The sequence below is a fragment of the Nocardioides sp. Soil774 genome, from assembly GCF_001428125.1.
Lineage (GTDB): Bacteria > Actinomycetota > Actinomycetes > Propionibacteriales > Nocardioidaceae > Nocardioides.
This window is the reverse complement of the sequence record NZ_LMSM01000006.1, coordinates 354,928-380,022: the sequence shown is the minus strand read 5'-3', so window position 1 is coordinate 380,022 and position 25,095 is coordinate 354,928. Positions and strand designations below refer to the sequence as shown.

Below are 25,095 nucleotides of genomic sequence, written 5' to 3'. Positions count from 1 at the left end.
CGGGGCCGGGCCCACCCGCACGGGTGTCGTTCGACGGGCACCACCGTGGCAGGTTCGACAGTGACCAACTCCGGTCGGCACCGACTGCACAGGAGGAACCACGATGGGTCTCGACGACAAGATCGACAACAAGGCTGACGAGCTCAAGGGCCAGGCCAAGGAAGCCACCGGCAAGGCGACCGACGACGAGCGCCTGGAGGCCGAGGGCAAGGGCGACCAGGCCGGCGCCAACCTGAAGCAGGCCGGCGAGAAGGTCAAGGACGCCTTCAAGGGCTGACCCCCGTCCCCGCCGGCGGCCACCACCCCCGTGTGGCCGTCGGCGGACCTGTTCAGGCAAGCCCCACCCGGCCGTCAGGCCGGTGCCGCCTCCGCCACCACGTGGGGCGAGCGGCCCGCGAGGCGCGTGACCACCACCGCGCACGTGAGCATGGCCAGGGCGATGGCGGCGAGCACCACCAGCTGGAACTGCGCGGCGACGATGGGCGACGCGCCCCCGAACAGGGCTCCCACGAACGCCCCCGGCAGCGTGACCAGACCGGTCGAGCGGGTCTGGTCGAGCGTCGGCAGGAGGGCCTCGCGGGCCGCGTCGCGGCCGATGGCGTCGTACGCCTGGGCGGGCGTGGCGCCGAGCGAGAGCCACGCCTCCACCTCGTCGCGTCGGGCGCGGGCCCCGCGCAGGAAGTTGCGCCCCGACAGGGTGGCCGCCGACATCGCGTTGCCGATGACGATGCCCGCCACCGCGACGACGTAGCGGGCCTCGAGGTCGACCAGCCGCAGGGCGAGGACCAGCACCAGGCTCACGGTGGCACCCGACAGCACGCCGACGAGGGCCAGGGAGCGGCCCCGCGGCAGCTCGGAGAGCCGCGATCCGGCCGTGGTCGTGGCGGTGGTGAGCATCAGCACGATGAAGAGCACGACCGTCCACGGCAGCGCCAGCACGCCACGCAGGATCGCAGCGACGACCGCGAGCTGGACGACCGCGCGCAGCAGCGCGGTCAGCGGGAGCCAGCCCAGCTCGATGCGGGCCAGGCGCGCGAGCCCGAGCGTCGTCAAGCCGACGACCAGCAGCCCCAGCCCCCACCCCGCGTAGTCCACGGCGCCGATCCTCGCCGACCGGGGCGCGCAGGGCCAGCGACGGCCGCCGGACGCGACCGCATGGACGGAGCAACCGGCGGGTACGACGTCGGACGTGAACCCCTCACGTGCGTGCGTGGCGCTCGGGGCCACCGTGCTCCTCGCCACCGGGCTCACCGCGTGCGTGCCGAGCCAGCCGTCGCGCGCGGACTGGCGCGCGAGCGCCCGGCAGGCCCTGGACGACACGACGAGCGAGGTGGAGTCCGTGGCGCTGGTGCTCGACCTCGAGTCGCGCGACCGGCTCCCCGGGCGGTCGGCCCGTGTCGCGGCGGTGGAGTCGGAGGAGTCGCTGGCGAGTGCCGAGCAGACGTTCACCAGCCAGCAGCCGCCGCCCGGCACCGGTCGCCAGGACGCCGAGGTCCAGGACGTGCTGGGTCGCGCCACCGACCTGCTGCGGGAGGCCCGCGTCGCGGTGACCGCCGGTGACGAGGCGTCGTACGACGCCCTCCGCGCGCGGCTGGGCGAGCTGTCCGACGACCTCGACCGGGTCGGCGAGGACCTGCGGTGAAGAAGTTCTTCGCCGTCGCGCTCGGCATCCTCACCGCCATCGGCGGCTTCGTCGACATCGGCGACCTGGTCACCAACGCGCAGGTGGGCGCACGGTTCGGGCTCTCGCTGGCCCCGGTCGTCGTGGTGGGCGTGGTGGGCATCTGTCTCTTCGCCGAGATGTCGGGCCGCGTCGCCGCGGTCAGCGGACGGGCCACCTTCGACCTGGTGCGCGAGCGGCTCGGCCCGCGGGTCGCGCTGCTCAACCTCGTGGGATCGATGGGCGTCACGTTCCTGACCTTCATCGCCGAGATCGGCGGCGTCGCCCTGTCGCTGCAGCTGGTCAGCTCGGTGAACGAGGTCCTGCTGGTGCCCTTCGTGGCGCTGGCCGTGTGGCTGCTGCTGTGGCGCGCGAAGTTCAGCGCCATCGAGAACGTGCTCGGGCTCCTCGGCCTGGCGCTGATCGTCTTCGCCGTCGCGCTGTGGCAGCTCGGACCGGACTGGGCTGCGATGGCCCACCAGGCCGTCACGGTCGACAAGCCCGCCAGCGAGGACTGGACCACGTGGGCCTACTACGCCGTCGCGCTCTTCGGCGCGGCGATGACGCCCTACGAGGTGTTCTTCTTCTCCTCCGGCGGCGTCGAGGAGCGGTGGACCGAGCGCGACATCGGCACGATGCGGGCCAACGTGTTCATCGGCTTCCCGCTCGGCGGGCTGCTCTCGCTGGCGATCGCCGGCTGCGCGGCGGTGGTGCTCCAGCCCGACGGCATTATGGTCGACACCCTCGGCGAGACGGCGCTGCCGGTCGCGGAGGCCCTCGGCAAGGTCGGCGTCGCCGTCGCGGTCCTGGGGTTCGTCGCGGCCACCTTCGGTGCGGCCTGCGAGACCGGCCTCTCCGTCGGCTACTCGCTGATGCAGTACGTCGGCCAGCAGTGGGGCAAGTACGTCCGCCCGCAGCAGGCCGTCACCTTCCACGTCGTGCTGGTGCTGGCGACCCTGGCCGCGGCCACCGTGCTGCTCCTCGGCGTCGACCCGATCCTGGTGACGGAGATGTCGGTGGTGTTCTCCGCGGTCGCGCTGCCCCTGACGTACTTCCCGATCCTGGTGGTCGCCAACGACCCCGACTACCTCGGCCGCCACGTCAACGGGCGGGTCGCCAACGTCCTCGGCACGGTCTACCTGGTGCTGATCCTGGTCGCCGCGGTGGCCGCGATCCCGTTGATGGCGCTGACGGGGATGGGCGCATGAGCACCCCGCACGGCCTGCCGGGCGGCCGCTTCGAGGGCGAGCTCGACCTGGCGCTGCACCTGCTCGACCGGCAGGTCCAGGACGCCGACGGCGCGCTCGTCGGCAAGGTCGACGACCTCGAGCTCACCCGCCACGACGACGGCACGCTCGTGGTGTCGGGGCTGCTGCTGGGCGCCAACGCCCTGCTCCCGCGGCTGTGGCGACGCGCGCAGGAGCTGCACGTCGCCGCGGCCCCGCAGCGACCCGGGCAGCACGTCGCGGACCGCATCGACCTCGCGCTCGTGGAGCGGCTCGACAGCGGCGTACGCCTGCGCACCGGGCGTGCCGGGGCGGCGCCGCCCGCACCCGCCCTCGCCGCCGACCGGGTCCGGCTGGCGCAGCTCCTCGGCGCCCCCGTCACCCACGACGGCACACCGGCGGGCCGGGTCGTCGACGTCCGCGCGCGGCCCGAGCCCGGGCGCGGGCTCGTGGTCCGCGAGCTCGTCGTGGGCCGCGGCGGGCCGGGCTCGATGCTCGGATACGACCGCACGCCCGACATGGGTCCGTGGCTCGTCGCCGCCGTCGTGCGCCGGCTGCACCGCGACTCGTGGGTGGTCGACGCGCGCCAGTGCGACATCGACTGGACGCGCGGGTCGGTGCGCGCGCAGGGCCCCCGTCGGCCTCTCGCGCAGGACCGTGAGGACGGACGCCGGGGAGGACCCGGCCCACGGGTGCAGCCCGGCGGAGCAGGGGAGGACTGAGGATGGACCACACGCACCAGGTGAGCGACCGGCAGTGGGTGGAGCGCATCGCCGCGCTGGCTGCCGACGACACCGCAGGGGCCACGATCGCCGTCGCCGAGTCGTTGACGGCGGGGCGGCTCTCTGCCGCGCTCGGCCAGGGCGAGGACGCCTCGACGTGGTACCGCGGGGCCCTCGTCGCCTACTCCTCCGAGGTCAAGCACGACGTGCTCGGCGTCGCCCCGGGCCCGGTGGTCAGCGACGCCTGCGCGCGCCAGATGGCCGAGGGCGTACGCCGCCTCCTCGGCGCCGACGTCGGCCTCGGCATCACCGGTGTCGGCGGACCCGGCAGCCAGGAGGGCCGGCCGCCGGGGACGGTGCACCTCGCCATCTCTGACCGTCGCGGCACCCGCGCCCACGAGGTGCTCTTCGAGGGCGAACCCGACGTCGTGGTGGCCTCCGCGACGACGCTGGCGCTGCTCGAGCTCGCCAAGGCCCTGCAGCCGGAGTCGGGCCCGGCGCATGACGCGTCGGAGCAGGGGTACGTGGGCGCATGACCCGACACTCGCCGGAGGACCTCGACCCCACCGACCAGACCGGGCGCCCCGTGATGGTGACCGGGGCGATCATCGGCGTGCTGGTCGCACTCGGCCTGATGGTGGTCGTCTACTTCCTCGCGCGCTGACGCCCGGCTGTCGGCACCCGCTCATAGGGTGGCGCCCGTGACCCTGCACCTGCACACGGCCGAGCGCACCGACGCGCTCGCTGACGGCCTGGCCGACCTGCTGGTCACACCTCTGCCCGACCCGTTCGCCCGCGAGGTCGTGGTGGTGCCGGCGCGCGGGGTGGAGCGCTGGCTGACGCAGCGGTTGTCCCACCGGCTGGGGGTGGGGGCCCGCGGCGGCGACGGGGTTTGCGCCGGTGTCGACTTCGTGACGCCGCACTCGCTGGTCTCGATGCTGCTCGACCGCGACGCCGACGACCCGTGGAGCGCGGACCGGCTGGCCTGGCCCCTGCTCGCCGTGATCGACGACGTGATGGGTGCACCCGGGTTCGAGGACCTCACGACCCACCTCGGCGGGGGCGACCCCGACGACGACCGGTCCGCGCGGCGCTATGCCGTCGCCCGCCGGCTGGCGGGCCTGTTCTCCTCCTACGCCGTGCAGCGCCCAGCGCTGCTCAGCGAGTGGGCGGCCCACTCCCCCTCTGACGGGGCCGGGGGTGCGCTCGACGTCGACCTGCTGTGGCAGGCCGACCTGTGGCGCCGGCTGCTCGCGGTCGTCGACGTCCCGCCGCCCGACGTGCGCCACGCCGACACCGTGGCGCGGTTGCGCTCGGGCAGCGGCGCCGGGCTCGACCTGCCCTCGCGGCTCTCGCTCTTCGGCCACACGCGGCTGCCGGAGACCGAGGTCGCGCTGCTGCGGGTCCTCGGCGAGCAGCGCGAGGTGCACCTGTGGCTGCCGCAGGCATCGACCGAGCTGTGGCACGCCCTCGCGCCCACCGCGCAGGAGGGCCAGGTGCCGCGCGACCGCGACACCTCCGCAGCCCTGGTCGGTCACCCGCTGCTGGGCTCGCTCGGCCGCGACGCGCGGGAGCTGCGACGCACGCTCGGCGACCTGCCCGGCACCCCGGCACCTGTCTCCCCGCCGGCTCCCGACACGCTCCTGGGCTGGCTGCAGCACGACCTGAGGGCCAACCTGGCGCCCGACGCCGCGCTGCGCGCCACCCGCACCCGAGCCGACGACTCGGTGCAGGTGCACGCCTGCCACGGCGCCGCACGCCAGGTCGACGTGCTCCGCGAGGTGCTCGTGGGCCTGCTCGAGGACGACCCGACCCTCGAGCCGCGCGACATCCTGGTGATGGTGCCCGACATCGAGACCTACGCGCCGCTGATCTCCGCCGCCTTCGGCATGGCCGACGTCGCGGGGGAGGGTGCGGGCCACCCGGGCCACCGGCTGCGCGTGCGCCTCGCCGACCGGTCGCTGGCCGCCACCAACCCCCTGCTCGCCCTCGCCGCGCAGCTCGTGGAGCTGGTCCGCGGGCGGATGACGGCCAGCCAGGTGCTCGACGTGGCCGGTGCCGACCCGGTGCGCGCGCGCTTCGGGCTGGGCGACGAGGAGCTGGAGCGCATCGCGCACTGGATCGACGTCAGCGGCATCCGCTGGGGCTACGACGCCGAGCAGCGGGGCACCTTCGGCCTCACCGGCATCGGCGCCAACACCTGGGCCTCCGGGCTGCGGCGGGTCCTCCTCGGCGCCGCGATGTCGGGCCTCGACCACCGGCAGGTCGCCGGCACCGTCCCCGTCGACGACGTGAGCGACGGCGACCTCGACCTGGTCGGGCGCTTCGCCGAGCTCGTCGACCGCGTCCACACCTTCGTCGCGAGCGCGGAGCGTGCGGTGAGCGTCACCGACTGGACCACGGCCCTGAGCGAGGCGGTGCACGGCCTCACGTCGACCCCGCTCGACGACGTCTGGCAGGTCGCGCAGTTCGACCGCGAGGTCACGCGCATCGCGGCGGGCGCCGGCGACTCCGGCACCACGCTGCGCCAGGCCGACGTGCGAGCGCTGCTCCAGCAGCGCCTGCGCGGGCGCCCGACGCGGTCCAACTTCCGCACCGGCACGCTGACGGTCTGCACGATGGTGCCGATGCGATCGGTGCCGCACCGGGTGGTGTGCCTGGTGGGCCTCGACGACGGCGTGTTCCCACGGGTCTCGACCGTCGACGGCGACGACGTGCTGGCCCGGCGTCCGCGCACCGGCGAGCGCGACCTGCGCGCCGAGGACCGCCAGCTGTTCCTCGACGCGATCGTCGCGGCCACCGACAAGCTCGTCATCACCTACACCGGCCGCGGCGAGCACACCGGGGCCGAGCGACCGCCCGCGGTGCCGCTCGGCGAGCTCCTCGACGCACTCGACCGCACCTCGGCCACACCCGTGCGCGACCACGTGCTCACCCACCACCCGCTGCAGCCCTTCGACGAGGACAACTTCGTCGCCGGGGCGCTGCGCGAGCCGCATGCCTTCACCTTCGACCGCCTCGCCCTCGCGGGCGCCACGGCCGCGCGCGCCGAGCGGCACCCCGTCGGCGTGCTGGTGCCGAGCCCCCTGCCGCCTCCCGCCCGCCAGGACGTCTCGCTGGCCGACCTGCACGACTTCTTCGCCCACCCGGTGCGCGGGTTCTTCCGGCGCCTGCGGATCGCGCGCCCCTACGACGCCGACGAGGTCAAGGACGCCATCCCGATCACCCTCGACGGGCTCGAGAAGTGGGCGGTGGGCGACCACCTGGCCTCGCAGGTGCTCGGCGGTGCCGACGCCATCGCCGTCGGCGAGGCACTCAAGGTCACCGGGCAGCTGCCGCCCGGCCCCCTGGGTGCCGGCGTGCTCGACGAGATCATCGGCGTGGTCCGACCCCTGGTCATCCGCGCTCTCGAGCTGCGGCGCGCTCCGCAGCGCACCCTCGACGTCGACATCGACCTCGGCGGCGGCCGTCGGCTCTCCGGCACGGTCAGCGACGTGTGGGGCAACAACCGGGTGTCGGTCTCCTTCTCCACCCTCGCCGCCAAGCACCGGCTCGCCGCCTGGATCGACGCCCTCGCGCTGGCTGCCGGACTGCCCGACGAGAACTGGACCGTGCACACCATCGGCAAGCACCGCTCCGGGGGCCAGGTCCAGCAGATCGGTCCGCTGGCCCAGCACGAGGCCGAGCAGTGGCTGCGCGACCTCGTCGCCCTCTACGACGCCGGCCAGTGCGAGCCGCTCCCCCTCCCGGTCAAGACGTCGCTCGCGTGGGCCGAGGAGCACCGCCGCGTGCTCGCCGGCAGCGACGGCGACCCCGACGTCAAGGCCCGGGCCGAGTGGGAGACCCCGCGCTTCAACGACTCCGGCTTCCCGCGCGAGGACGCCGACCCCTGGCACGTGCGCGCCTTCGGTGAGCACGCCGACTACACCCTCCTCACCACGCCCGTCCGCGACGGCGAGGACGGGCCGCACCGTCTCGGCCACCACGCCTGGCGACTCTGGGCCCCGTTGATCGACGGCGGGTACGAGCAGGTGAGGGGCCTGTGAGCACGCCGACGACCACTCCGGCCACCTTCGACATCGCCGCCGACCTCCCGCCCGGCACGACGCTCCTCGAGGCGAGCGCCGGCACCGGCAAGACCTGGACGATCGCGGCGCTGGTGACCAAGCACGTCGCGTCGGGCGACGTACGCCTCGACGAGATGCTGGTCGTCACCTTCACGCGTGCCGCCAGCCAGGAGCTGCGCGAGCGCGTACGCCGCCAGCTCGACGAGGCGGTCCAGCTGCTCGGCGACCCGACGCTGCGCGACCCTGCCAACCGGCTCCACGACTGGCTGCTCGACGGCGACGAGGTCGTCCTCGCCGCGCGCCTCGACCGGCTGACCCAGGCGCTGGTGTCGTTCGACGCCGCCACGATCGCCACGATCCACCAGTTCTGCCAGCTGGTGCTGCGCAGCCTCGGGGTCGCCGGCGACACCGACGCCTCCGCCACGCTGGTGGAGGACCTCGAGCAGCTCACCACCGAGACCGTCGACGACCTCTACCTCGCCCGCTTCGGCTCCGAGCCGCACCCGCCCTGGACCCGCGCCGCCGCGCTCGAGCTGGCGCGCACCGTGGTGGGCGACCCGCGCGCCCGGGTCGAGCCGGCGGAGGCACTCGACGCCGCGGACTCGACGGCGAAGATGCGGGTGTCGTTCGCGTGCGCAGTGCTGGAGGAGGTCGAGCGGCGCAAGCGGCGCCTGGGGATCCTGAGCTACGACGACCTGCTCAGCCAGCTCGCCGACGCGCTCGAGCGCGCCGACGCCCCCGCGCGCAGGCGCATGCAGCACCGGTGGAAGTTCGTGCTGATCGACGAGTTCCAGGACACCGACCCGGTGCAGTGGGAGGTCTTCCAGCGGGCATTCGCGGCGACCACCACGATGGTGCTCATCGGTGACCCCAAGCAGGCCATCTACGCCTTCCGCGGCGGCGACGTCGTCACCTACCTCCAGGCCGCCGGTTCCGCGACCACGACCCAGACCCTCGGGGTCAACTGGCGCTCCGACCGGCCGCTGCTCGACGCGGTGCACGCGGTCCTGCAAGGCGCCCGGCTCGGCGACGAGCGCATCGTGGTGCACCCCGTCCAGGCCCACCTCGCCGAGTCGCGGCTCGAGGGAGCGGGCGCCCCGTTCCGGCTGCGGGTGGTGCGCCGCGCCGAGCTCGGCAAGGGGCCGCGCTCCAGGCCGCCGGTGGCGCTGTGGCGCGACCACGTCATCACCGACACCGCCCACGACGTGAAGCGGCTCATCGAGAGCCGCGCGAGGTTCGAGGGCCGCGAGCTCCGGCCCGGCGACATCGCCGTGCTCGCGGCCCGGCGCAACGAGCTCGAGGCGGTGCAGCAGGCGCTCGCCGACGTCGGTGTCCCGTCGGTGGTCAACGCCGGCGGCTCGGTCTTCCACACCCCGGCGGCGGGCGAGTGGCTGGCGCTGCTCGAGGCGATGGAGCAGCCGCACCGCGCCGACCGGGTGCGTGCCGCCGCCCTCACCTCCTTCTTCGGCCACACCGCCGCCTCGCTCGAGGCCGGCGGTGACGCGCTCACCGACCAGCTCGCCGCACGGGTGCGCACCCTGGCCGACGTCTTCACGCGGCGCGGGCTGGCCGCCGTGGTCGAGGTGACCGCGGTCGAGGGGCTCACCGCGCGCGTGCTCGCCCGCGTCGGTGGCGAGCGCACGCTGACCGACCTGCGGCACATCGGGGAGTCGCTGCTGCGCGTGTCGACCGAGCAGCACCTCGGGCTCGTGGGACTGCTGGCCTGGCTCCGCGAGCAGGTGGCCGACGACAAGCTCGAGGTCGCCTCCGAGCGCACCCGGCGTCTCGACTCCGACGCCGCCGCCGTGCAGCTGGTGACCATCCACGGCAGCAAGGGACTGCAATACCCCGTCGTCTACCTGCCGACTCTGTGGAACCGCTACACCGGCCGCGACCCCGCGGTTCCCCTGTTCCACGACGACGAGGGTCGCCGCTGCCGCGACGTCGGCGGGGCGAGCGCGTCCCACCGCGAGGCGGTGCGGCGCCACTGGCGCGAGGATGCCGGCGAGTCGCTGCGCCTGCTCTACGTCGCGATGACACGGGCCCAGTCGCAGGTCGTCGCGTGGTACGCCGCTGCCGACCGCAACACTCCCGACTCCCCGCTGCACCGGATGCTCTTCGGGCGCCGACCGGGCATGTCGCCGGTGCCGGACAGCCAGGCCCTGGTCGAGGAGGACCGGCTGATGGCGATCCTCACCGCGTGGCAGCAGGCGGGCGGCCCGCAGGTGGAGCTCGCCACCCTCGTGCCGCCCGACCCCACGCCGCTCGAGCGCTCCACGCAGCCGTTGCAGGTCCGCTCGTTCACCCGCGACGTCGACACCACCTGGCGCCGCACCTCCTACTCGTCGCTGTCGGCGGCCAGCGCCGCGCACGCCGCCGCGGCCCTGTCCGAGCCCGAGCTCGACGCCGAGATGGAGGCAGGGCTGGAGGCCGCCGCTGCTGCGGCGGACCTCAACCTCGACGGGGAGGTGGCGGCCGACGCCGCCGCCGCATCGGTGCCGTCCCCCATGGCGACCCTGCCGGTCGGGGCCACCTTCGGCTCCCTGGTCCACGCGGTGCTCGAGCACGCCGACCCCGGTGCCGCCGACTTCCGCGCCGAGCTGCTGCGACTCATCGGCGAGCAGCTCGTCTGGTGGCCGGTCGACCTCGACCCCGACGAGCTCGCCGACGCCCTGGCCGCGGTCTGCACCAGTCCGCTCGGTCCCCTGGCGGACGACCGCACGCTGATGTCCCTCAGCCTGGGCGACCGGCTGCGCGAGCTCGACTTCGAGGTGCCGCTGGCCGGGGGCGACACGACCGCCTCGCCCGTCGACGTACGACTCGGCGACCTGGCGCCGCTCCTGAGGCGTCACCTGCCCGACGGCGACGCCGTCCGGGTCTACGCCGACGCGCTCGACGGCGACCCGGAGCTGGCCGCGCAGTCGCTGCGGGGCTACCTCACCGGTTCGATCGACGTGGTGCTGCGCCTCGACGTCGACGGGCAGCAGCGCTTCCTCACCGTCGACTACAAGACCAACTGGCTGGGCCCGCTCGACCAGCCGCTCACCGCGCACGACTACCGGCCCGAGATGCTCGACGAGGCGATGGCCCACTCCGACTACCCGCTCCAGGCGCTGCTCTACACCGTGGTGCTCCACCGGTTCCTGCGGTGGCGGCTGCCGGGCTACGACCCGGCGACCCACCTCGGCGGGGTGCTCTACCTCTACCTCCGCGGGATGTGCGGGCCGCAGACGCCGGTGGTCGACGGCATGCCGTGCGGGGTCTTCTCGTGGCGCCCGCCGGTGGCGCTGGTGGAGGAGCTGTCCGACCTGCTCGACGGCGTGCGTGAGGGGGTGGCCCGGTGAGCGACACCTTCGAGCCGGTCGACGCCCACGACCGCGACCTGGCCCTGGGCGCCACCGGTGTCCTGCGCGACTTCAACACCGCCGGGGTGGTGACCGCAGCCGACGTCCACGTCGCCACGACGCTGGGCCGCCTGGCGGGCGAGCCCGACCCGTCCGTGCTGCTCGCGGTCGCCCTGGCCGTGCGGGCCGTGCGCCACGGCTCGGTGTGCCTCGACCTCACCGCCGTCGCCGACTCGCTGTCCGACCTCGACCTGCCGTGGCCCGACCCGGGCACCTGGACGTCGGCCGTCGCGGCGAGCCCGCTGCGGACGGAGGGAGTGGTGCGGATCGACCACGACCTGGTCTACCTCGACCGCTACCACGAGCAGGAGACGCAGGTGCTCCACGACCTGCGCGAGCGCGGACAGGTCGTCCACCACGTCGACGCCGCCCTGCTCGACCGCTCGCTCGAGCGGGTCTTCCCCACCGCCGACTCCGACGAGCAGCGCGAGGCCTGCCGCCGGGCGGCGACCCAGGCCACGACCGTCGTCACCGGTGGTCCGGGCACCGGCAAGACCACGGCGGTGGCGGGCCTGCTCGCCGCGCTCGTCGAGCAGGCCGAGGCCCGCGGCGAGCGGCTGCGCATCGCCCTCGCCGCACCCACCGGCAAGGCCGCGGCCCGGCTCGAGCAGTCGGTGCGCGGGTCCGCCTCGCGCTTCGGCGAGGCCGACCGCTCGCGGCTGGCCGACGTGACCGCCATGACCGTGCACCGGCTGCTGCGCCAGCACCCCGGCAACAGCACGCGCTTCCGCCACCACCGTGGCAACCGGCTCCCCCACGACCTGGTCGTGGTCGACGAGGCATCGATGGTGTCGCTGACGATGATGGCGCGCCTGCTCGAGGCGGTGCGCCCCGAGGCCAGGCTGGTGCTGGTGGGGGACCCCGACCAGCTCAGCTCGGTCGACGCCGGCGCCGTGCTGACCGACCTGGTCAGGGGCTACGAGCAGCGCGACGACTCCCCCGTCGCCGCGCTCCGCACCGCGCACCGCTACGGCCGCGAGATCGGCAGGCTCGCCGAGGCGCTGCGGCTCGGTGACGCCGACGGGGCTATCGCAGCGCTCAGTGCCGGCGACGACGCGGTGGAGTGGGTGCGCGAGGGCGACCCCGCCCGCACCATCCGCTCCGCGGTGCTGCCCCACGCCCTGGCAGTGCGCGACGCCGCGGCGGCCGGCGACGCCACCCGGGCGCTCGCGGCGCTCGACCGGCACCGCCTGCTGTGCGCGCACCGCGACGGCCCCTTCGGCGTACGCCACTGGAACCGGCGCATCGAGCAGTGGTTCGCCGCCGAGACCGGCGAGCCCGTGCACGACTCGGCCTACCTCGGGCGCCCGCTCCTGGTCGCGGCCAACGACTACGCGCTGGGCGTCTACAACGGCGACACCGGCGTCGTCGTGGCCGGCGCGAACGGTCGGCGCGCCGCCATCGCGACCGGGGTCGGCTTCCTCGAGCTGGCGCCCTCACGCCTCGGCGACGTCGAGACCATGCACGCGATGACCATCCACAAGTCGCAGGGCAGCCAGGCCGAGGAGGTGACGGTCCTGCTCCCAGACGAGGAGTCGCGGCTGCTCACGCGCGAGCTGTTCTACACCGCGGTCACGCGCGCCCAGACCAAGGTGCGCGTCATCGGCTCGGAGTCGGCGGTGCGCGCGGCGGTCGGTCGCCAGGCCCTGCGCGCGAGCGGGCTGCGTGCCCGGCTGGCGGATGCCTGAAACCTGCGCGACACAGACTCCCGATAGCCTCGCGGCATGCCCTACCTCATCCGAGTCGAGCTCCCCGACGTCCCGGGGTCGCTCGGTCGCGTCGCGAGCGCGATCGGTGAGGCAGGTGGCGACATCGAGGCGATCGAGATCGTCGAGAAGCGCGACGGCTACGCAGTCGACGACGTCCTGCTCGAGATCCCGCCGGGCACGATGCCCGACTCGATCGTCTCCGCGTGCAGCGTGCTCGACGGGGTCAGCGTGCTGTGGATCAACCGCTACGCCGCCGGCGGCAACCTCTTCCTCGACCTCGAGGTCGTCGAGTCGCTGACCGAGGACCCCGCCACCGCCCGCGACCGACTTGTGGACCTGCTGCCCATCGCCTTCCGCGTGGACTGGGCCGCCCGGGTGCGCCCCGGCGACGACGGCCTCGAGGTCGTGCACGCCACCGACGCGGCGCCCAGCACCTTCGAGATCGGCCCGCTCACCGCGCCTGCCCGCCTGCCCGGCGACGAGACCTACGTCGAGTGCGCGGCCCCCTTCGGCGACGACGTCATCGCCATGGGCCGTCGCGGCGGCCCGGAGTTCCTCGACTCCGAGCTCGCCCGGCTCGAGCACCTGCTCGGCCTGGCGATCACCATCAGCCGCGACTGACCTGCGCCGACCCCACAGCGGTGGTCCAGCCACACTCCTGACCCTCAAAGTGTCGCTCCACCACCGCTCCCGCGTACGCCGACCCCACCCCTGCGGTCAGGCCACCGAGCGGATCCGCGTCACGAAGACCGAGCCGAGCACGCAGAGCACGAAGCCGACGAGGTAGACCACGCCGTAGCCGAGCGACCAGCTCTCCCCGCGGGTGGCGACCGTGCCGCCGAGCTCGCGCACCAGCACGAGGATGAGGCCGGCGATGGCGGGCGCCAGCACCTGGGGCAGCGCCGAGGCGATGTTGATGACGCCGAGGTCCTTGGCGCGGTCGCCGGCGCCGGGGAGCACCTGGGTGATGAGGGCGAAGTCGACGGCCTGGTAGACGCCGAAGCCCGCTCCGAGCACCACGGCTGCGAGGAGGGCGCCCGGCCAGTCCTGCCACAGCCCGAGCACGAGCGAGCTGGTGCCGATCAGGGCGCCGGAGGCGATCACGAAGACCTTGCGTCGTCCGATCCGGTCGCTCCAGTGCCCCACGACGACCGTGGTCGCGACGGTCGCGACGCCGTAGATCAGCACGAGCAGCCCGAGGCGCCCCGTCGCGTCGTCGTCGCCGTAGCCGAGGCCGTCGGTGAGGAAGTAGTAGAGGTAGTTCAGCGCGATCCAGTTGCCGAGGTTGACCAGCAGCCGGGTGACGAAGGCCCACGCGAAGTCGGGGTGCTCGCGCGGGGAGACCCAGAAGGAGCGCAGCAGCCGCTTCCAGTCGAGCGGGTCGAGGACGTGGTCGGCCGGCAGCGCCACGTCGCGCGAGCCGAGCAGGTAGGGCACCGACAGCACCAGCATCACGAGCGCGATGACGAGGTAGCCCTGCGCGATCGAGCCCGTCAGCTCGGCGATCTTGATGCCGAGCAGCACGCCGACGGTGCCGGCGATGGCCACGAGCCCGCCGATCAGGCCGCGTCGCTCGACCGGCACCTGGTCGGGCACGGCAGCGACCCCTCCGGCCCACGCGGCGTTGAGCGCCAGCTGCACCAGGCACCACGCGACGACCATCAGCGGGGCGTTCTGCGCCACCGACAGCAGCAGCAGGGACGCGGCGCCGAGCATCACCCCGCCGAGCACCCACGGCACCCGGCGACCCAGGCGCGAGCGCGTACGGTCCGAGAAGGCGCCCCACACCGGGTTGGCGACCATGGAGACCGCGGCGCCGCTGAAGAGCACGACCTCGAGCAGCGCCTCCTTGCTCATCCCGCCGGCCTCGGCGGCCGCGATCCGGTCGGACTGCTGGGCGAGCAGCACCTGGATCGGGCCGAACCAGCCGGCCACCACGCCGAGGTTGAGCAGGACGAGCGCCCCGACCCAGCGGGCCGGTGGCACCTCGACCGGGTCGTCGAAGGCCGAGCGGGCCGGCACCGTGGTCGTCACGGCGACATTGTGGGGCCCCACCCGATGGTGCGGGAAGGCCTTGCGCGCGGCACCTGCGCGTGGTGCGCTCGGAGAGTCCACCGACCGCCGCGACGAAGGGAGAAGCTCATGACCAGCGACGCCATCGAGCCCGACCAGCCGGAAGCCTTCGAGCCGGAAGCCCCGTCCCACCTCGACCCCGACGCCGAGGAGGTCGTGCACGACGTCGACCTCGACGAGGAGGCCGTCGTCGACGAGGCCGAGGGCCCCGACGACGTCAGCGAGCAGGCGCTCTGACCCGGACGGACCAGGTCAGGCGCGCTCGAGCAGGAACAGCGGGATGAGCCGGTCGGTCTTCTCGGCGTACGACGCGTAGGTCGGCCACGTGGCCACCGCGTGCTGCCACCAGTCCTCGCGCTCCTCGCCCGCGAGCTCGCGGACGCGGTAGGTGTGCTTCTCCGCGCCGTCCTGGAGCTCGACCTCGGGGTGGGCCACGAAGTTGTGGTACCACTCCGGGTTCTCCGGGGCGCCGCCCTTGGAGGCGACCGCGAGGTAGGCGCCGTCGCGCTCGACCCGCATCACCGGGTTCTTGCGGAGGTTGCCGGACTTCGCGCCGACCGAGGTGACGACGACGATCGGGTAGTCGGTGCCCGGCAGGGTCGAGGCCTCGCGGCCGTCGGAGGCCTCGTAGGCCTCCACCTGCTCGCGCACCCAGTCGGACGTGCTCGGGACGTAGGTTCCAGTCAAGGTCATGCCCGGCACAACAGCACGGGCCGCGGCGATCTTCCAGCCGCAGGATGGATACGGTGCGCACATGAGTGCGATCGAGCGAATCATCCAGTACCGAGTGCAAGGTGCCTCGTGCGCGCACGGAGCGAAGCGAGTACGTGCATGAGCTCGATCGAGGGCGTCAGCGAGATCTTCGACCCCGAGGCCTGGGACGTCGTGCCCGGCTTCGACGACCTCACCGACCTGACCTACCACCGCGCCCGCGAGCACGGCACCGTCCGGATCGCCTTCGACCGCCCCGACGTGCTCAACGCCTTCCGGCCGCACACGGTCGACGAGCTGCTGCGCACCCTCGAGCACGCCCGGATGTCCGCCGACGTCGGCTGCGTGATCCTCACCGGCAACGGCCCCAGCGCGAAGAACGGCAAGTGGGCCTTCTGCACCGGCGGCGACCAGCGGATCCGAGGTCGCGCCGGATACCAGTACGAGACCGACGGCCACACCGACGCCGGAGCCGACCCCAACCCCATCGACAAGGCCAAGCTCGCGCGCCTGCACATCCTCGAGTGCCAGCGAGTCATCCGCTTCATGCCGAAGGTCGTCATCTGCGTCGTGCCCGGCTGGGCCGCCGGCGGTGGGCACAGCCTGCACGTGGTCGCCGACCTCACCCTCGCCAGCCGCGAGCACGCGCGCTTCAAGCAGACCGACGCCGACGTGGGCTCCTTCGACGGCGGCTACGGCTCGGCCTACCTCGCCAAGCAGGTCGGCCAGAAGTTCGCCCGCGAGATCTTCTTCCTCGGTGACGAGTACGACGCCGAGACCATGCACCGCATGGGCGCGGTCAACCGCGTCGTCGACCACGCCGACCTCGAGCGCGAGGCACTGGAGTGGGGCCGCAAGATCAACGGCAAGTCCCCAACTGCCCAGCGGATGCTGAAGTACTCGTTCAACCTCCTCGACGACGGCCTCGTCGGCCAGCAGCTCTTCGCCGGCGAGACCACGCGCCTGGCCTACATGACCGACGAGGCGCAGGAGGGCCGCGACCAGTTCCTCGAGAAGCGCGAGCCCGACTGGTCGCCCTACCCCTGGTACTACTGAGCCTCCCGACTTCGTCGGTGCTACAGCCGCTCCGCGACGGCGAGCTCGACGACGAGGCGCCGGGCCCACTGGTGAGGCGGGAGACCGGAGACGACTTCCTCGAAGTAGTCGCGCAGGTCGGCGTCCGAGAGCACGTCGTCGAGGACGGACTGCTCGGGGATGCTCCCTGACACTGCGTGCCGGACAAGGTCCGCGACAGCGGGATCGGTGTCCGCCATCAGCTCGGACGCGTCGACTCCGAGCGAGGCCCAGGCGTCGGGGTGCTGCGCGGCTGCGACGAGGGTCCACGTGCGCGCCTCGAGCGAGCCGTCCCGTGCCCAGCCGACCAGCTCGGGCATCAGTCCCCGGACGGCCTGGGCACAGTCCTGCACGACCGCCCACGGCGTGTAGCCCTCCCAGGTCGTGTCCTCGCCCAGGCCGATGTGCACCACCAGGGCCAGCAGCAGGTTGCGCTCGGTTCGTGGGAGCCCGGGCGCCTTGGCGGCGTCGAACAGGAACGGGACGGCGAGCGCCGAGGCCTGGTAGACGGTCCCCTGGTGGCACAGGCATCCCCAGAGCTCGTCGATCGCCTCGGAGCGCTCGCCAGGCGACGAGCTCGCCAGCTGGTGCAGCAACGTCGGCACCGACGTCGCCGGGCCGTAGGCGCCCTGAACGGCCGACCAGTCGATCTCGTCGAGGTTCACGGTCCGCATTGTCCGGCACAATGCCCGGATGAAGATCGACCTCACCGTCGCGGCCATCCCCGCGTTCATCGGCGCCATGGCCGCCGAGTACGCCTGGCAGCGCACGCACCCGGTCGCGCCCGGCACCCGCGCCGGTGACTACCAGCTCGCCGACACCGTCGCGAGCCTGAGCATGGGTGTCGGCAGCCTCGCCGCGCCCTACGTCGCGCGCCGGCTGCTCGACCCGGTCACCCCCGGCGTCGGCCGGCACGGCCGCGCGCTGCTCGCGGTGGGTGCGGCCACCGCCGTGCTGACCACGGTGGGCGACGTCGTACGCCGTCGGCTTCGCGACGGCCGGCTGCCCGATCCCCAGACCGTGCCGGCGCAGGTGCGTGCGGTGCAGGACGATCTCGCCGAGATCCGCCTCGGCCCGGCGACGGCCGCCGCGGACCGCACACCTCCGGTGCTGCGCAAGGCGCACGGCGCGCTCGCGGTCAGCGCAGTCGCCTCGACCGCCCTGATCACCTCGACGACCTGGGCGGCGATGACCTCGGGCAGGCGGCTCCACGCCTGCTCACCACTCGATCTCGGCACGGGCCGGTGGGCGATCGTGGCGGCGATCTTGGGCTGGGACTTCATCTACTACTGGAACCACCGCCTCAGCCACGAGAGCCGCTGGCTCTGGGCCGTGCACTCGGTCCACCACTCCAGCGAGCGCTACAACCTCTCGACCGCGCTGCGGCAGCCGGTCGCCGAGGGCGTCACGCTGACCGTGCCCTACGGCCTGCTCGCGCTGGCCGGCGTACGACCCGCGCTCATCGAGCAGGCCCGCGGCATCAACCTGATCTACCAGTTCTGGATCCACACCGAGGCGATCCAGCGGCTCGGCTGGGTGGAGAAGGTCTTCAACACCCCGTCGCACCACCGGGTGCACCACGGCTCCAACCGCGACTACCTCGACCGCAACCACGGCAGCATCCTGATCCTCTGGGACCGCCTGTTCGGCACGTTCGAGGAGGAGGACGAGCCCGTGGTCTACGGCCTCACGTCCAACATCGACACGTTCAACCCGCTGCGCGTCGCGACCCAAGAGTGGACCGACATCGCCGCCGACGTCGCCACCGCGGACTCCTGGCACGACCGCTGGTCGTCCCTCCTGCGTCGACCGGGCTGGGCGTACGCCCGTCGCGCGGCCGCGGGCGTCGCCTGAGCCCGACCCGGCTGGCCGGGTCTCGTGACAGGCGCCGAGGCGCCTTCCTCGACCAGCAGGTCCAGGCGATCAGCTCGTCGCGAGCGTGTGGTTGTCGATCTCCGGGTAGTGCTTGCGGATGTTGACCTTGCGCTCGAGCTCGCCGATGACCGCGGGGGCGAAGTTGACCTCCGACAGCGCCTGCGCGCTGCCGAGGCCACCGGGGCTGAACACGTTGATCTCCATGAGCTTGTCGCCCACGATGTCGAGCCCGACGAGGAACATCCCGTCGGCGACCAGCTTGGGTCGCACCACCTCGACCATCTCGAGCATCTCGTCGGTGACCGCGACCTTCTCGGCCTTGCCGCCGGCGGACATGTTGGAGCGGATGTCCTTGGTCGACGGCGTACGGCGGAAGGCGGCGTACTTGCCGTCCACCATCAGCGGCTGGCCGTTCATCACGAACATCCGCACGTCGCCCTTGGCTGCCTCGGGGAGGTATTCCTGGGCCACGACGTAGCCGTCGCGCGAGATCGCCTCGATGATCTGCTTGAGGTTGGGCGCCTCCTTGCGGTCGATCAGGAAGACCCCGGCGCCGCCGGAGCCCTGCAGCGGCTTTAGCACCGCCTTGCCGCCGAGGTCGGTGATGAACTCCTCGATCATGTCCTCGTCGCGCGAGATCAGCGTGCGGGGTCGCACGATCTCGGGGAAGTGCTGGAAGTAGGCCTTGGACAGGGCGTTGGCCAGGCTGGTGGGGTCGTTGACCACCAGCACGCCGCTGGAGGCGATGAGCTGGCCGAACGCGACGCCCGCGTTGTTGCGCCACGGGTCGCTCTCGGCGTCGTCGGCCGGGTCGTTGCGCAGCATCACCACGTCGAACTCGTCCATCCCGATGAGCTCCTCGACGTCGGGACGCTTCACGTCGGACATGTGGCGCTCGAGGGAGCGGTACGACTTGGCGTGCCCGGCGCGGGCCTTGGTGCTCAGGGAGCCGTCGGGCTCGTAGGCGAAGTCGCCGATGCCCATGTACCAGGCCTCGTGGCCCATCTCCTTGGCCGCCATGGCCAGGCGGTTGGTGGTGTACTCCGCCTTCTCCGTCTCGATGTCGTTGACGACGAATCCGATCTTCATGCGGGTGCCTCCAGCAGTGTGCCGAGATCTTCGGTCCCGGCCGCGCGGGCCAGGTTGGCGGTGGTCGCCGGGTCGTGCAGGTAGCGGGGCAGGACGCGGGGTGCTCGCAGCAGCCCGCGCGACTGCAGGTCGCCGATGAGCGGCAGGTCGCGCAGCGAGAACTTGCCCAGCCAGAGCTGGTCGAGCCCGCCGCCCGCGCCGAGGTGCTCGAGCAGCTCGACGAGGCCGCGCAGGTAGATCGCGTCCTTGGTCATGCCGCCCGAGCGGTAGACGCGCATCACCGTCGTCCACGCACTGTGGGGAGGGAAGTCGTCGGCGACCAGGGCCTCGTGGGCCTCGGCGAAGGTGGCGCCGCCGATCATCCGGTGCACGGTGACGACCCGGCTGGCGAGCTGGCGCAGGCGGAAGGCGGTGAGCCCGCCGCACGCGATCTCGGCGAGGACGGCGAGGCCCTCCTGCGTCTCGTCGTAGCCCGCGAGCCCGACGCCGAGCACCTTGATCGGCTGGTGGCTGCCGTTGGCCTGGGTGACGAGGTGGGTGCCGACCTCGTGGTGGAGCAGGGCGCGGGCGCGCGAGCGCTGCACCTTGGTCTCCGGCCCGATGAGCAGCGTGTCGCCCGAGACCATCACGCCGTTGACGTCGACGCGGACCTCGGCGTGCATGGCGAGGTCGGGGTCCTCGGCGCGGTAGTGCGCGATCTCCTCCTCGGCCAGCGCGAGGAACGCCTCGGCGTCCAGCGCCTCGTCGGTGGGCTCGGTGCGGGTGATGCCCACCAGGAGCTCCTCGGCCTGCCGGCGCAGGCTCGGCGACACACCGCCGTAGAGCTCCACGCTCAGCGGCAGGAAGTCGTCGGTGTCACGGGCCTCCAGCATGTCGAGCTGGAGCTCCATCTCGCGGTGCTTGGCGCGCAGCAGCTGGCCGAGCACCGGGTCCTCCACCTCGCCGAGGTCGATCGCCTCGAGCTCGGCGCGCACCACCGCGGGGTCGGCGTCGAGCTCGCGATAGGTGAAGTCGGGCTCCGGCTCGCGACCCTCCAGGAAGTCGTCGCGCAGGTCGTCGGCGTCGACCGGGGTGATGTCGAGCAGGAAGCGGAAGCTCTGGGCGAGCAGCGCGAGCCGGTGGTCGACCGCCAGGTCGGAGGGGCTGAGGCCCGGGTCGTCGTCGGTGCTCACCGCAGCTTCGCCAGCTCGTCGTGCAGCCCGGGCAGTGCCGCGGCGAGCCCGTCCTGCACCCGGCGCAGCCGCTGCTCGTCGAGCTCGCCGGTCCACTCGTCCATGAAGGTCTTCTTGAATTCCAGGGCGAGCACGCAGCCCACGCGCGGGTAGCGGTCGTGGACCCACCACGCGAGGTTGCGTCCCTCGAAGGCGACGTTCTCGCGGGCGTCGAGCGGCCCGCAGCCGAGGGAGGCGTCACGCAGGTCGCCCATGAAGCGCTCGACCAGGGGGCCGAAGAGGTCGTGGTCGAGGCTGCCGGTGCCGACGTTGACCTCGGGGTTGTCCTCGGCCGGCGCGGGCGGGGCGTCCGCGCCGTCACGCCGGTGGTTGTAGGAGTGCACGTCGAGCAGCACGAACGGACCGCGCTCGGCCAGCGCGTCGAGCCTGGGTGCCAGCGCGTCGTAGAAGGCGTCGTACGTCGCGAGGCTGCCCTCGAACAGCTCGTCCGACAGCGTCCCGCCGTGCCAGACCTCCAGGCCCCAGCAGTCCTCCGGCGTGCGGTAGACCGCCTCGCGCCGCGGCCGGTTGAGGTCGGCCTCGAAGCGCGAGCGCGCGGTGATGACCCGGTCCGGCACCACCGAGGCGATGCGGTCGGTCCACGGGTCCTCCTCGCGGAAGCGCTCGCTCTCCTCGAGCACCATCGCCTCGGCGATCTCGGGCCGCAGCTCGTGACCGGCATGCACCGACGTGGCCACCACGGGCCCGTCCCACTCCCCGGCGAACGCGACAGCGTCCGACGTCCCTCCCAAGTCCGTCATGGCCATGTGTCTACCGGAGCGCCGCCGCCCCGGCCATGCGGCCCGCATCCCTAGGGGTGGGTGCTGGTAGGACTGGGGCATGCGAGTCGTGGTCCTCACCGGTGCCGGGATCTCCGCCGAGAGCGGGCTCTCGACGTTCCGCGACTCCGGCGGCCTGTGGGACGGGCACGACCCGATGCAGGTGGCCACCCCGGAGGCGTACGCCGACGACCCGGCGCTGGTGCAGCGGTTCTACGACGAGCGCCGCGCCGCACTGGAGCGGGTGCGGCCCAACGCCGCCCACCACGCGCTCGTCCGCCTCGAGGAGACCCTCCGGGACGACCTGCTCGTCGTCACCCAGAACGTCGACGACCTCCACGAGCGGGCCGGCTCGCGCCGCGTGCACCACATCCACGGCCGGCTGCGCTCGGCGTGGTGCACGACCTGCGGCGGGCGCCACGAGTGGGACGGCCCGCTGGGGCACGAGCCGCCCTGCCCCGCCTGCGACGCGACGACCCTGCGGCCCGACATCGTGTGGTTCGGCGAGATCCCCTACGGCATGGACCTCGTCGAGCAGGCGCTCGCCGAGTGCGACCTGTTCGTCTCCATCGGCACCTCGGGCGTGGTCTACCCCGCCGCCGCCTTCGTCCACTGGGCACGCGGCGAGACGCTCGAGCTCAACCTCGAGCCGAGCGCAGGTGCCACCGACTTCGCCCGCACGCTCCACGGACCGGCGACCCGCCTGGTGCCCGCGTGGGTCGAGGAGCTGCTCGGCTGACTTGCTGCGTTCGCCTGCGCGCCGGGCACCCGCGTGATGTGATCGAGCGGCTCGTCACGAGGGAGAAGTCATGCGCAGGACCACGCCGGCCGTCGCCGTGCTGGCGCTCGCGGGCGCCCTGAGCGGGTGCAGCGTCTACCACGACTTCACGACCTCCGACTTCGCCAAGCAGGACGGCGACGCGATCGTCGCGGCCGCCAGCGAGGCGATGCAGGACGTCCAGAGCGTCCGGCTCACCGGGCAGGTGCGCTCGCGGGGCAACCAGTACTTCATCGACCTGCGCCTGGACCGCGACGGCCACTGTGCGGGGACCATGCGCTTCGGCTCGAGCAACATCGACATCCGCCGCGTGGGCGACCGCGTGTGGCTCAAGGGCGAGTCGGGCGCCTACAACCGGCTGAGCAGCACCCGGCTGCCCGACTCGGTGGTCGACGAGCTCAGCACGTCGTGGGTGCTGTTCGAGGACGACAAGAGCCTGCGCCAGGCGTGCGACCTCGAGGCGTTCCTGGACTCCTTCGAGGTGGTGGACCTCGGCGCGGACGACGCCGGCAAGGGCAAGGGCGGCAAGGGCAAGGGCGGCAAGGGCGGTCGCGACGACCTGTCCGGCGACGCGCCCACCACCGTCGGCGACGAGACCAGCGTGGATGGCGAGAACGTCGTGCAGCTCAGCGGCAGCCCCGGCGGGCAGCACGAGGAGCTGGCCTGGGTGCGCAGCGACGCGCCCCACTACGTCGTACGCATCGAGTCGACGTCGGCGCAGGACGGCGGGTCGATCGCGCTCACGGAGTTCGACGAGGACGTCGAGGTCGAGGTGCCCAAGGCCAAGGACGTCTACCGCCCCTGACCCGGGGTGCGACGCTCAGTCGCCGCCGCGCCAGGTCGAGGCGCCGCGCGGCGCAGGCGTGCGCGGTGTCGTGTCCGGCGGCGTCGGGCGGAAGTGCAGGCGCACGCAGGTGCCGCGACCGAGCGAGGAGACGACCTCGACGGTCCCGCCGTGGCGCTGCATGACCTCGCGCACGATGCCGAGCCCGAGGCCGGTGCCCGGTCGCAGCAGCGCCTCCTCGTTGGTCGAGCGGAAGAGGGGGGTGAACAGCTTGGCCTGGTCGTCCTCGGAGATGCCGATCCCCTCGTCCTTGCAGCTGAAGGACAGGCCGCCGTCGGCGCGGCGCTCGATGCCGAGCCAGATCTCGTCGCCCTGGTCGGAGTACTTCACGGCGTTGTCGACCAGGTTGGTGACGGCGCTGGCGATCTCGCGCGGGTCGGCCAGGACGATCGCCTCGCGGGTGTCGCCGACGAGGTGGAGGGTGATGTCGCGGCGCTCCGCGACGGCGCTCATCGAGGCCAGCGTCTCCTCCACGATCGGCAGGAGGTCGATGCGACGCATCGTGGGCGGGTGCTGCGGGTCGCTGACGCGCGAGAGCATGGCCAGCCCCTCCAGCAGGTCGCCGAGACGCTCGCTGCCGCGCAGGATGGCCTGCGCGCGGCGCCGGTCGCGTTCGTCGACGAAGTCGCTGGTGGCGAGGAACTCCGCGTTGGCGGAGATCACGGTCATCGGGTTGTTGATCTCGTGGGTGAGCTCGCGCAGGAAGCGGTGACGCGCCTCCTCGAGCTCACGCAGCTCGGTGAGGAGGCGGCGCTCGCGCTGGGTGGCGTGGGCGTTGGCGATGGCCCGGCCCAGGTCGTGGCCGAGCTCGAGCGCGGCGACCCCCTCGCCGTCGGTCCACCTGCGCGAGCCGGTGCGGCGCGCGCACATCAGCATGCCGAGCACCTCGTCGTCCACGCCGACGGGCGCCACGACCACGGCCTCGAAGCCGGCGCCGCGCAGCGCCTCGGTGAACCAGTCGGCGTGGGCGGTGTCGAGCTCGGCGTCGCCCCAGATGCGGCCGGGCTCGATGATCAGCACCCGCTGCTCGGCCCAGGCGCGCGCCGCGGCCTCGTCCAGCGCGCGGCGTACGTCCGGTGCCATCTGCAGCCCCAGGCTGTCGGGCGTCTCCGCGTCCTGGTCGATGAAGACGTGGATCTCCAGCTCGTCGACCGAGAGCGCACCGAGCAGCGTCGAGCGCGCCTCACGCAGGAGGTGGTTGACGTCGTGGCGCGCGGGGTTGGACCGCGCCAGCCGGCGCGTCGCGCGGATGACGCGCATGTGGTCGGCGAACTCCTCACGCTCGACCACGGTCACGACCGAGCGCAGCGTCATCGCCAGCTCGTCGGAGATCTCGAGCAGCCGGTTCTTGTCGGGCCGCTTGAGGTCGGTGGGGACGTCGAGGTAGAGCAGGGCCCGCAGGTCACCACGCTCATCGGCGATCTGCGCGGCCAGCATGTCCATCGGGTGCCAGTCGCCCGGGTCGCCCGTGGTCGGGATGTCGGGGACCACGACGACGCCGTCGATGAGGTCGCGGACGTCGTCGGAATAGCTCTCGTCGGGCACCCAGACGAAGTTGCCGAACGGCTCGCCCTCGGCGAAGACCATCTGCATGTCGGCCAGGCGGGAGGCGGTGCCCAGCCGCTCCTCCGCGTTGGTCACGTCGCCGTAGATGGCGACGAACTCCAGCAGCCCCTTGGGGCGTACGACCTCGATGGCGCACACGCGGAAGCCGGCGCGGGTGGCGGCGTCGCGGGCAAGGGCATGCATCAGCGCACGCGCACGCGCGTCGCCCCAGCTCAGGTCGCGCGTCCTGCGCTCACCCGCCCCACCCTGTTCCATGGCGCACTCGCCCTCCCCACCCGCCATGGGGATGGTAGGCGCGCGGTGGTGA

At 73.1% G+C, this 25,095-nt stretch carries 23 protein-coding genes; 15 read left to right on the top strand and 8 right to left on the bottom strand.

Annotated elements, in window-relative coordinates:
• The first annotated feature begins 103 nt into the window (after nucleotides 1-103).
• On the top strand, nucleotides 104-277 hold the full coding sequence (locus tag ASG76_RS19265) for a CsbD family protein (protein WP_056601841.1): 174 nt from the start codon (nucleotides 104-106) through the stop codon (nucleotides 275-277).
• 74 nt (nucleotides 278-351) lie between these two features.
• On the opposite strand, the gene ASG76_RS07405 is transcribed toward ASG76_RS19265, so the two are convergent.
• Nucleotides 352-1,095, bottom strand: coding sequence for an ABC transporter permease (locus tag ASG76_RS07405; RefSeq protein WP_056602282.1), 744 nt, complete (start codon nucleotides 1,093-1,095; stop codon nucleotides 352-354).
• A gap of 94 nt (nucleotides 1,096-1,189) precedes the next feature.
• On the opposite strand from ASG76_RS07405, the gene ASG76_RS07400 reads away from it, so the two are divergent.
• From ASG76_RS07400 to ASG76_RS07365, 9 genes are read left to right on the top strand one after another with little or no spacing between them, the layout of a single operon-like run.
• The gene (locus ASG76_RS07400) at nucleotides 1,190-1,642 is read left to right on the top strand and encodes a hypothetical protein (RefSeq protein ID WP_157559013.1); all 453 of its coding nucleotides are present in this window, start codon (nucleotides 1,190-1,192) and stop codon (nucleotides 1,640-1,642) included.
• Complete coding sequence (locus tag ASG76_RS07395) at nucleotides 1,639-2,868, top strand: NRAMP family divalent metal transporter (protein WP_056601839.1); 1,230 nt, start codon at nucleotides 1,639-1,641, stop codon at nucleotides 2,866-2,868. Before ASG76_RS07400 ends, ASG76_RS07395 begins: the two co-directional genes overlap by 4 nt.
• Entirely contained in the window at nucleotides 2,865-3,608 is a 744-nt protein-coding gene (locus ASG76_RS07390) for a hypothetical protein (protein WP_056601838.1), read from the top strand. The genes ASG76_RS07395 and ASG76_RS07390 overlap by 4 nt, the downstream gene beginning before the upstream one ends.
• Before the next feature lie 2 nt (nucleotides 3,609-3,610).
• A complete protein-coding gene (locus ASG76_RS07385) occupies nucleotides 3,611-4,144 on the top strand; it encodes a CinA family protein (protein ID WP_056601837.1) in 534 nt (177 codons plus the stop codon).
• Nucleotides 4,141-4,272: a hypothetical protein gene (locus ASG76_RS19735; protein ID WP_268788349.1), complete on the top strand. Its 132-nt coding sequence runs from the start codon at nucleotides 4,141-4,143 to the stop codon at nucleotides 4,270-4,272. Before ASG76_RS07385 ends, ASG76_RS19735 begins: the two co-directional genes overlap by 4 nt.
• Nucleotides 4,273-4,309: 37 nt before the next feature.
• Complete coding sequence (gene recC / locus ASG76_RS07380) at nucleotides 4,310-7,654, top strand: exodeoxyribonuclease V subunit gamma (RefSeq protein ID WP_056601836.1); 3,345 nt, start codon at nucleotides 4,310-4,312, stop codon at nucleotides 7,652-7,654.
• Entirely contained in the window at nucleotides 7,651-11,019 is a 3,369-nt protein-coding gene (locus ASG76_RS07375; RefSeq protein ID WP_056601835.1) for a UvrD-helicase domain-containing protein, read from the top strand. The genes recC and ASG76_RS07375 overlap by 4 nt, the downstream gene beginning before the upstream one ends.
• The gene (gene recD / locus ASG76_RS07370) at nucleotides 11,016-12,767 is read left to right on the top strand and encodes an exodeoxyribonuclease V subunit alpha (RefSeq protein ID WP_200948097.1); all 1,752 of its coding nucleotides are present in this window, start codon (nucleotides 11,016-11,018) and stop codon (nucleotides 12,765-12,767) included. Before ASG76_RS07375 ends, recD begins: the two co-directional genes overlap by 4 nt.
• Before the next feature lie 36 nt (nucleotides 12,768-12,803).
• Nucleotides 12,804-13,409, top strand: a complete 606-nt coding sequence (locus ASG76_RS07365) for an ACT domain-containing protein (protein WP_056601834.1) — start codon at nucleotides 12,804-12,806, stop codon at nucleotides 13,407-13,409.
• Between the two features lie 96 nt (nucleotides 13,410-13,505).
• Here the strand turns inward: ASG76_RS07365 and ASG76_RS07360 are convergent, their stop codons facing one another.
• A complete protein-coding gene (locus ASG76_RS07360; RefSeq protein ID WP_082587338.1) occupies nucleotides 13,506-14,822 on the bottom strand; it encodes an MFS transporter in 1,317 nt (438 codons plus the stop codon).
• A gap of 108 nt (nucleotides 14,823-14,930) precedes the next feature.
• Here ASG76_RS07360 and ASG76_RS19080 point away from each other — a divergent pair, with 108 nt between their 5' ends.
• Nucleotides 14,931-15,098 carry a hypothetical protein gene (locus ASG76_RS19080; protein WP_157559012.1) on the top strand — a complete coding sequence of 56 codons (168 nt, stop codon included), beginning with the start codon at nucleotides 14,931-14,933 and terminating at the stop codon, nucleotides 15,096-15,098.
• Between the two features lie 15 nt (nucleotides 15,099-15,113).
• Here ASG76_RS19080 and ASG76_RS07355 read toward each other — a convergent pair whose 3' ends face one another.
• Nucleotides 15,114-15,554: a nitroreductase family deazaflavin-dependent oxidoreductase gene (locus ASG76_RS07355; RefSeq protein ID WP_056601832.1), complete on the bottom strand. Its 441-nt coding sequence runs from the start codon at nucleotides 15,552-15,554 to the stop codon at nucleotides 15,114-15,116.
• A gap of 138 nt (nucleotides 15,555-15,692) precedes the next feature.
• Between ASG76_RS07355 and ASG76_RS07350 the strand changes: the two genes are divergently transcribed.
• Complete coding sequence (locus tag ASG76_RS07350) at nucleotides 15,693-16,628, top strand: 1,4-dihydroxy-2-naphthoyl-CoA synthase (protein ID WP_056601831.1); 936 nt, start codon at nucleotides 15,693-15,695, stop codon at nucleotides 16,626-16,628.
• Between the two features lie 20 nt (nucleotides 16,629-16,648).
• Here ASG76_RS07350 and ASG76_RS07345 read toward each other — a convergent pair whose 3' ends face one another.
• Nucleotides 16,649-17,311 carry a hypothetical protein gene (locus ASG76_RS07345; RefSeq protein ID WP_157559011.1) on the bottom strand — a complete coding sequence of 221 codons (663 nt, stop codon included), beginning with the start codon at nucleotides 17,309-17,311 and terminating at the stop codon, nucleotides 16,649-16,651.
• A 28-nt stretch (nucleotides 17,312-17,339) separates the two neighbouring features.
• Between ASG76_RS07345 and ASG76_RS07340 the strand changes: the two genes are divergently transcribed.
• A complete protein-coding gene (locus ASG76_RS07340) occupies nucleotides 17,340-18,500 on the top strand; it encodes a sterol desaturase family protein (RefSeq protein ID WP_056601829.1) in 1,161 nt (386 codons plus the stop codon).
• A gap of 69 nt (nucleotides 18,501-18,569) precedes the next feature.
• Here the strand turns inward: ASG76_RS07340 and ASG76_RS07335 are convergent, their stop codons facing one another.
• The 3 genes from ASG76_RS07335 to ASG76_RS07325 are packed head-to-tail and all read right to left on the bottom strand — an operon-like array spanning nucleotide 18,570 to nucleotide 21,582.
• On the bottom strand, nucleotides 18,570-19,610 hold the full coding sequence (locus ASG76_RS07335) for a glutathione synthetase (RefSeq protein WP_056601828.1): 1,041 nt from the start codon (nucleotides 19,608-19,610) through the stop codon (nucleotides 18,570-18,572).
• Nucleotides 19,607-20,782, bottom strand: a complete 1,176-nt coding sequence (locus tag ASG76_RS07330; protein WP_056601827.1) for a flavohemoglobin expression-modulating QEGLA motif protein — start codon at nucleotides 20,780-20,782, stop codon at nucleotides 19,607-19,609. Before ASG76_RS07330 ends, ASG76_RS07335 begins: the two co-directional genes overlap by 4 nt.
• Nucleotides 20,779-21,582, bottom strand: a complete 804-nt coding sequence (locus tag ASG76_RS07325; RefSeq protein ID WP_056602280.1) for an N-formylglutamate amidohydrolase — start codon at nucleotides 21,580-21,582, stop codon at nucleotides 20,779-20,781. The genes ASG76_RS07330 and ASG76_RS07325 overlap by 4 nt, the downstream gene beginning before the upstream one ends.
• Before the next feature lie 79 nt (nucleotides 21,583-21,661).
• Between ASG76_RS07325 and ASG76_RS07320 the strand changes: the two genes are divergently transcribed.
• Together ASG76_RS07320 and ASG76_RS07315 are read left to right on the top strand one after the other, a co-directional pair.
• A complete protein-coding gene (locus tag ASG76_RS07320) occupies nucleotides 21,662-22,339 on the top strand; it encodes an NAD-dependent deacylase (RefSeq protein WP_056601826.1) in 678 nt (225 codons plus the stop codon).
• 70 nt (nucleotides 22,340-22,409) lie between these two features.
• Entirely contained in the window at nucleotides 22,410-23,183 is a 774-nt protein-coding gene (locus ASG76_RS07315) for a hypothetical protein (RefSeq protein ID WP_056601825.1), read from the top strand.
• 15 nt (nucleotides 23,184-23,198) lie between these two features.
• Here the strand turns inward: ASG76_RS07315 and ASG76_RS07310 are convergent, their stop codons facing one another.
• Nucleotides 23,199-25,043: a sensor histidine kinase gene (locus ASG76_RS07310; RefSeq protein ID WP_056601824.1), complete on the bottom strand. Its 1,845-nt coding sequence runs from the start codon at nucleotides 25,041-25,043 to the stop codon at nucleotides 23,199-23,201.
• Nucleotides 25,044-25,095 lie beyond the last annotated feature (52 nt).

What these genes read in the sequence shown, in the direction of transcription:
- ASG76_RS07390 (WP_056601838.1), top strand. Translation starts at nt 2,865, where the DNA reads ATGAGCACCCCGCACGGCCTGCCGGGCGGCCGCTTCGAGGGCGAGCTC.
- ASG76_RS07365 (WP_056601834.1), top strand. Translation starts at nt 12,804, where the DNA reads ATGCCCTACCTCATCCGAGTCGAGCTCCCCGACGTCCCGGGGTCGCTC.
- ASG76_RS07315 (WP_056601825.1), top strand. Translation starts at nt 22,410, where the DNA reads ATGCGCAGGACCACGCCGGCCGTCGCCGTGCTGGCGCTCGCGGGCGCC.
- ASG76_RS07385 (WP_056601837.1), top strand. Translation starts at nt 3,611, where the DNA reads ATGGACCACACGCACCAGGTGAGCGACCGGCAGTGGGTGGAGCGCATC.
- ASG76_RS07350 (WP_056601831.1), top strand. Translation starts at nt 15,693, where the DNA reads ATGAGCTCGATCGAGGGCGTCAGCGAGATCTTCGACCCCGAGGCCTGG.
- ASG76_RS19735 (WP_268788349.1), top strand. Translation starts at nt 4,141, where the DNA reads ATGACCCGACACTCGCCGGAGGACCTCGACCCCACCGACCAGACCGGG.
- ASG76_RS19265 (WP_056601841.1), top strand. Translation starts at nt 104, where the DNA reads ATGGGTCTCGACGACAAGATCGACAACAAGGCTGACGAGCTCAAGGGC.
- ASG76_RS07320 (WP_056601826.1), top strand. Translation starts at nt 21,662, where the DNA reads ATGCGAGTCGTGGTCCTCACCGGTGCCGGGATCTCCGCCGAGAGCGGG.
- ASG76_RS07335 (WP_056601828.1), bottom strand. Translation starts at nt 19,610, where the DNA reads ATGAAGATCGGATTCGTCGTCAACGACATCGAGACGGAGAAGGCGGAG.
- ASG76_RS07325 (WP_056602280.1), bottom strand. Translation starts at nt 21,582, where the DNA reads ATGACGGACTTGGGAGGGACGTCGGACGCTGTCGCGTTCGCCGGGGAG.
- ASG76_RS19080 (WP_157559012.1), top strand. Translation starts at nt 14,931, where the DNA reads ATGACCAGCGACGCCATCGAGCCCGACCAGCCGGAAGCCTTCGAGCCG.
- ASG76_RS07310 (WP_056601824.1), bottom strand. Translation starts at nt 25,043, where the DNA reads ATGGAACAGGGTGGGGCGGGTGAGCGCAGGACGCGCGACCTGAGCTGG.
- ASG76_RS07355 (WP_056601832.1), bottom strand. Translation starts at nt 15,554, where the DNA reads ATGACCTTGACTGGAACCTACGTCCCGAGCACGTCCGACTGGGTGCGC.
- ASG76_RS07340 (WP_056601829.1), top strand. Translation starts at nt 17,340, where the DNA reads ATGAAGATCGACCTCACCGTCGCGGCCATCCCCGCGTTCATCGGCGCC.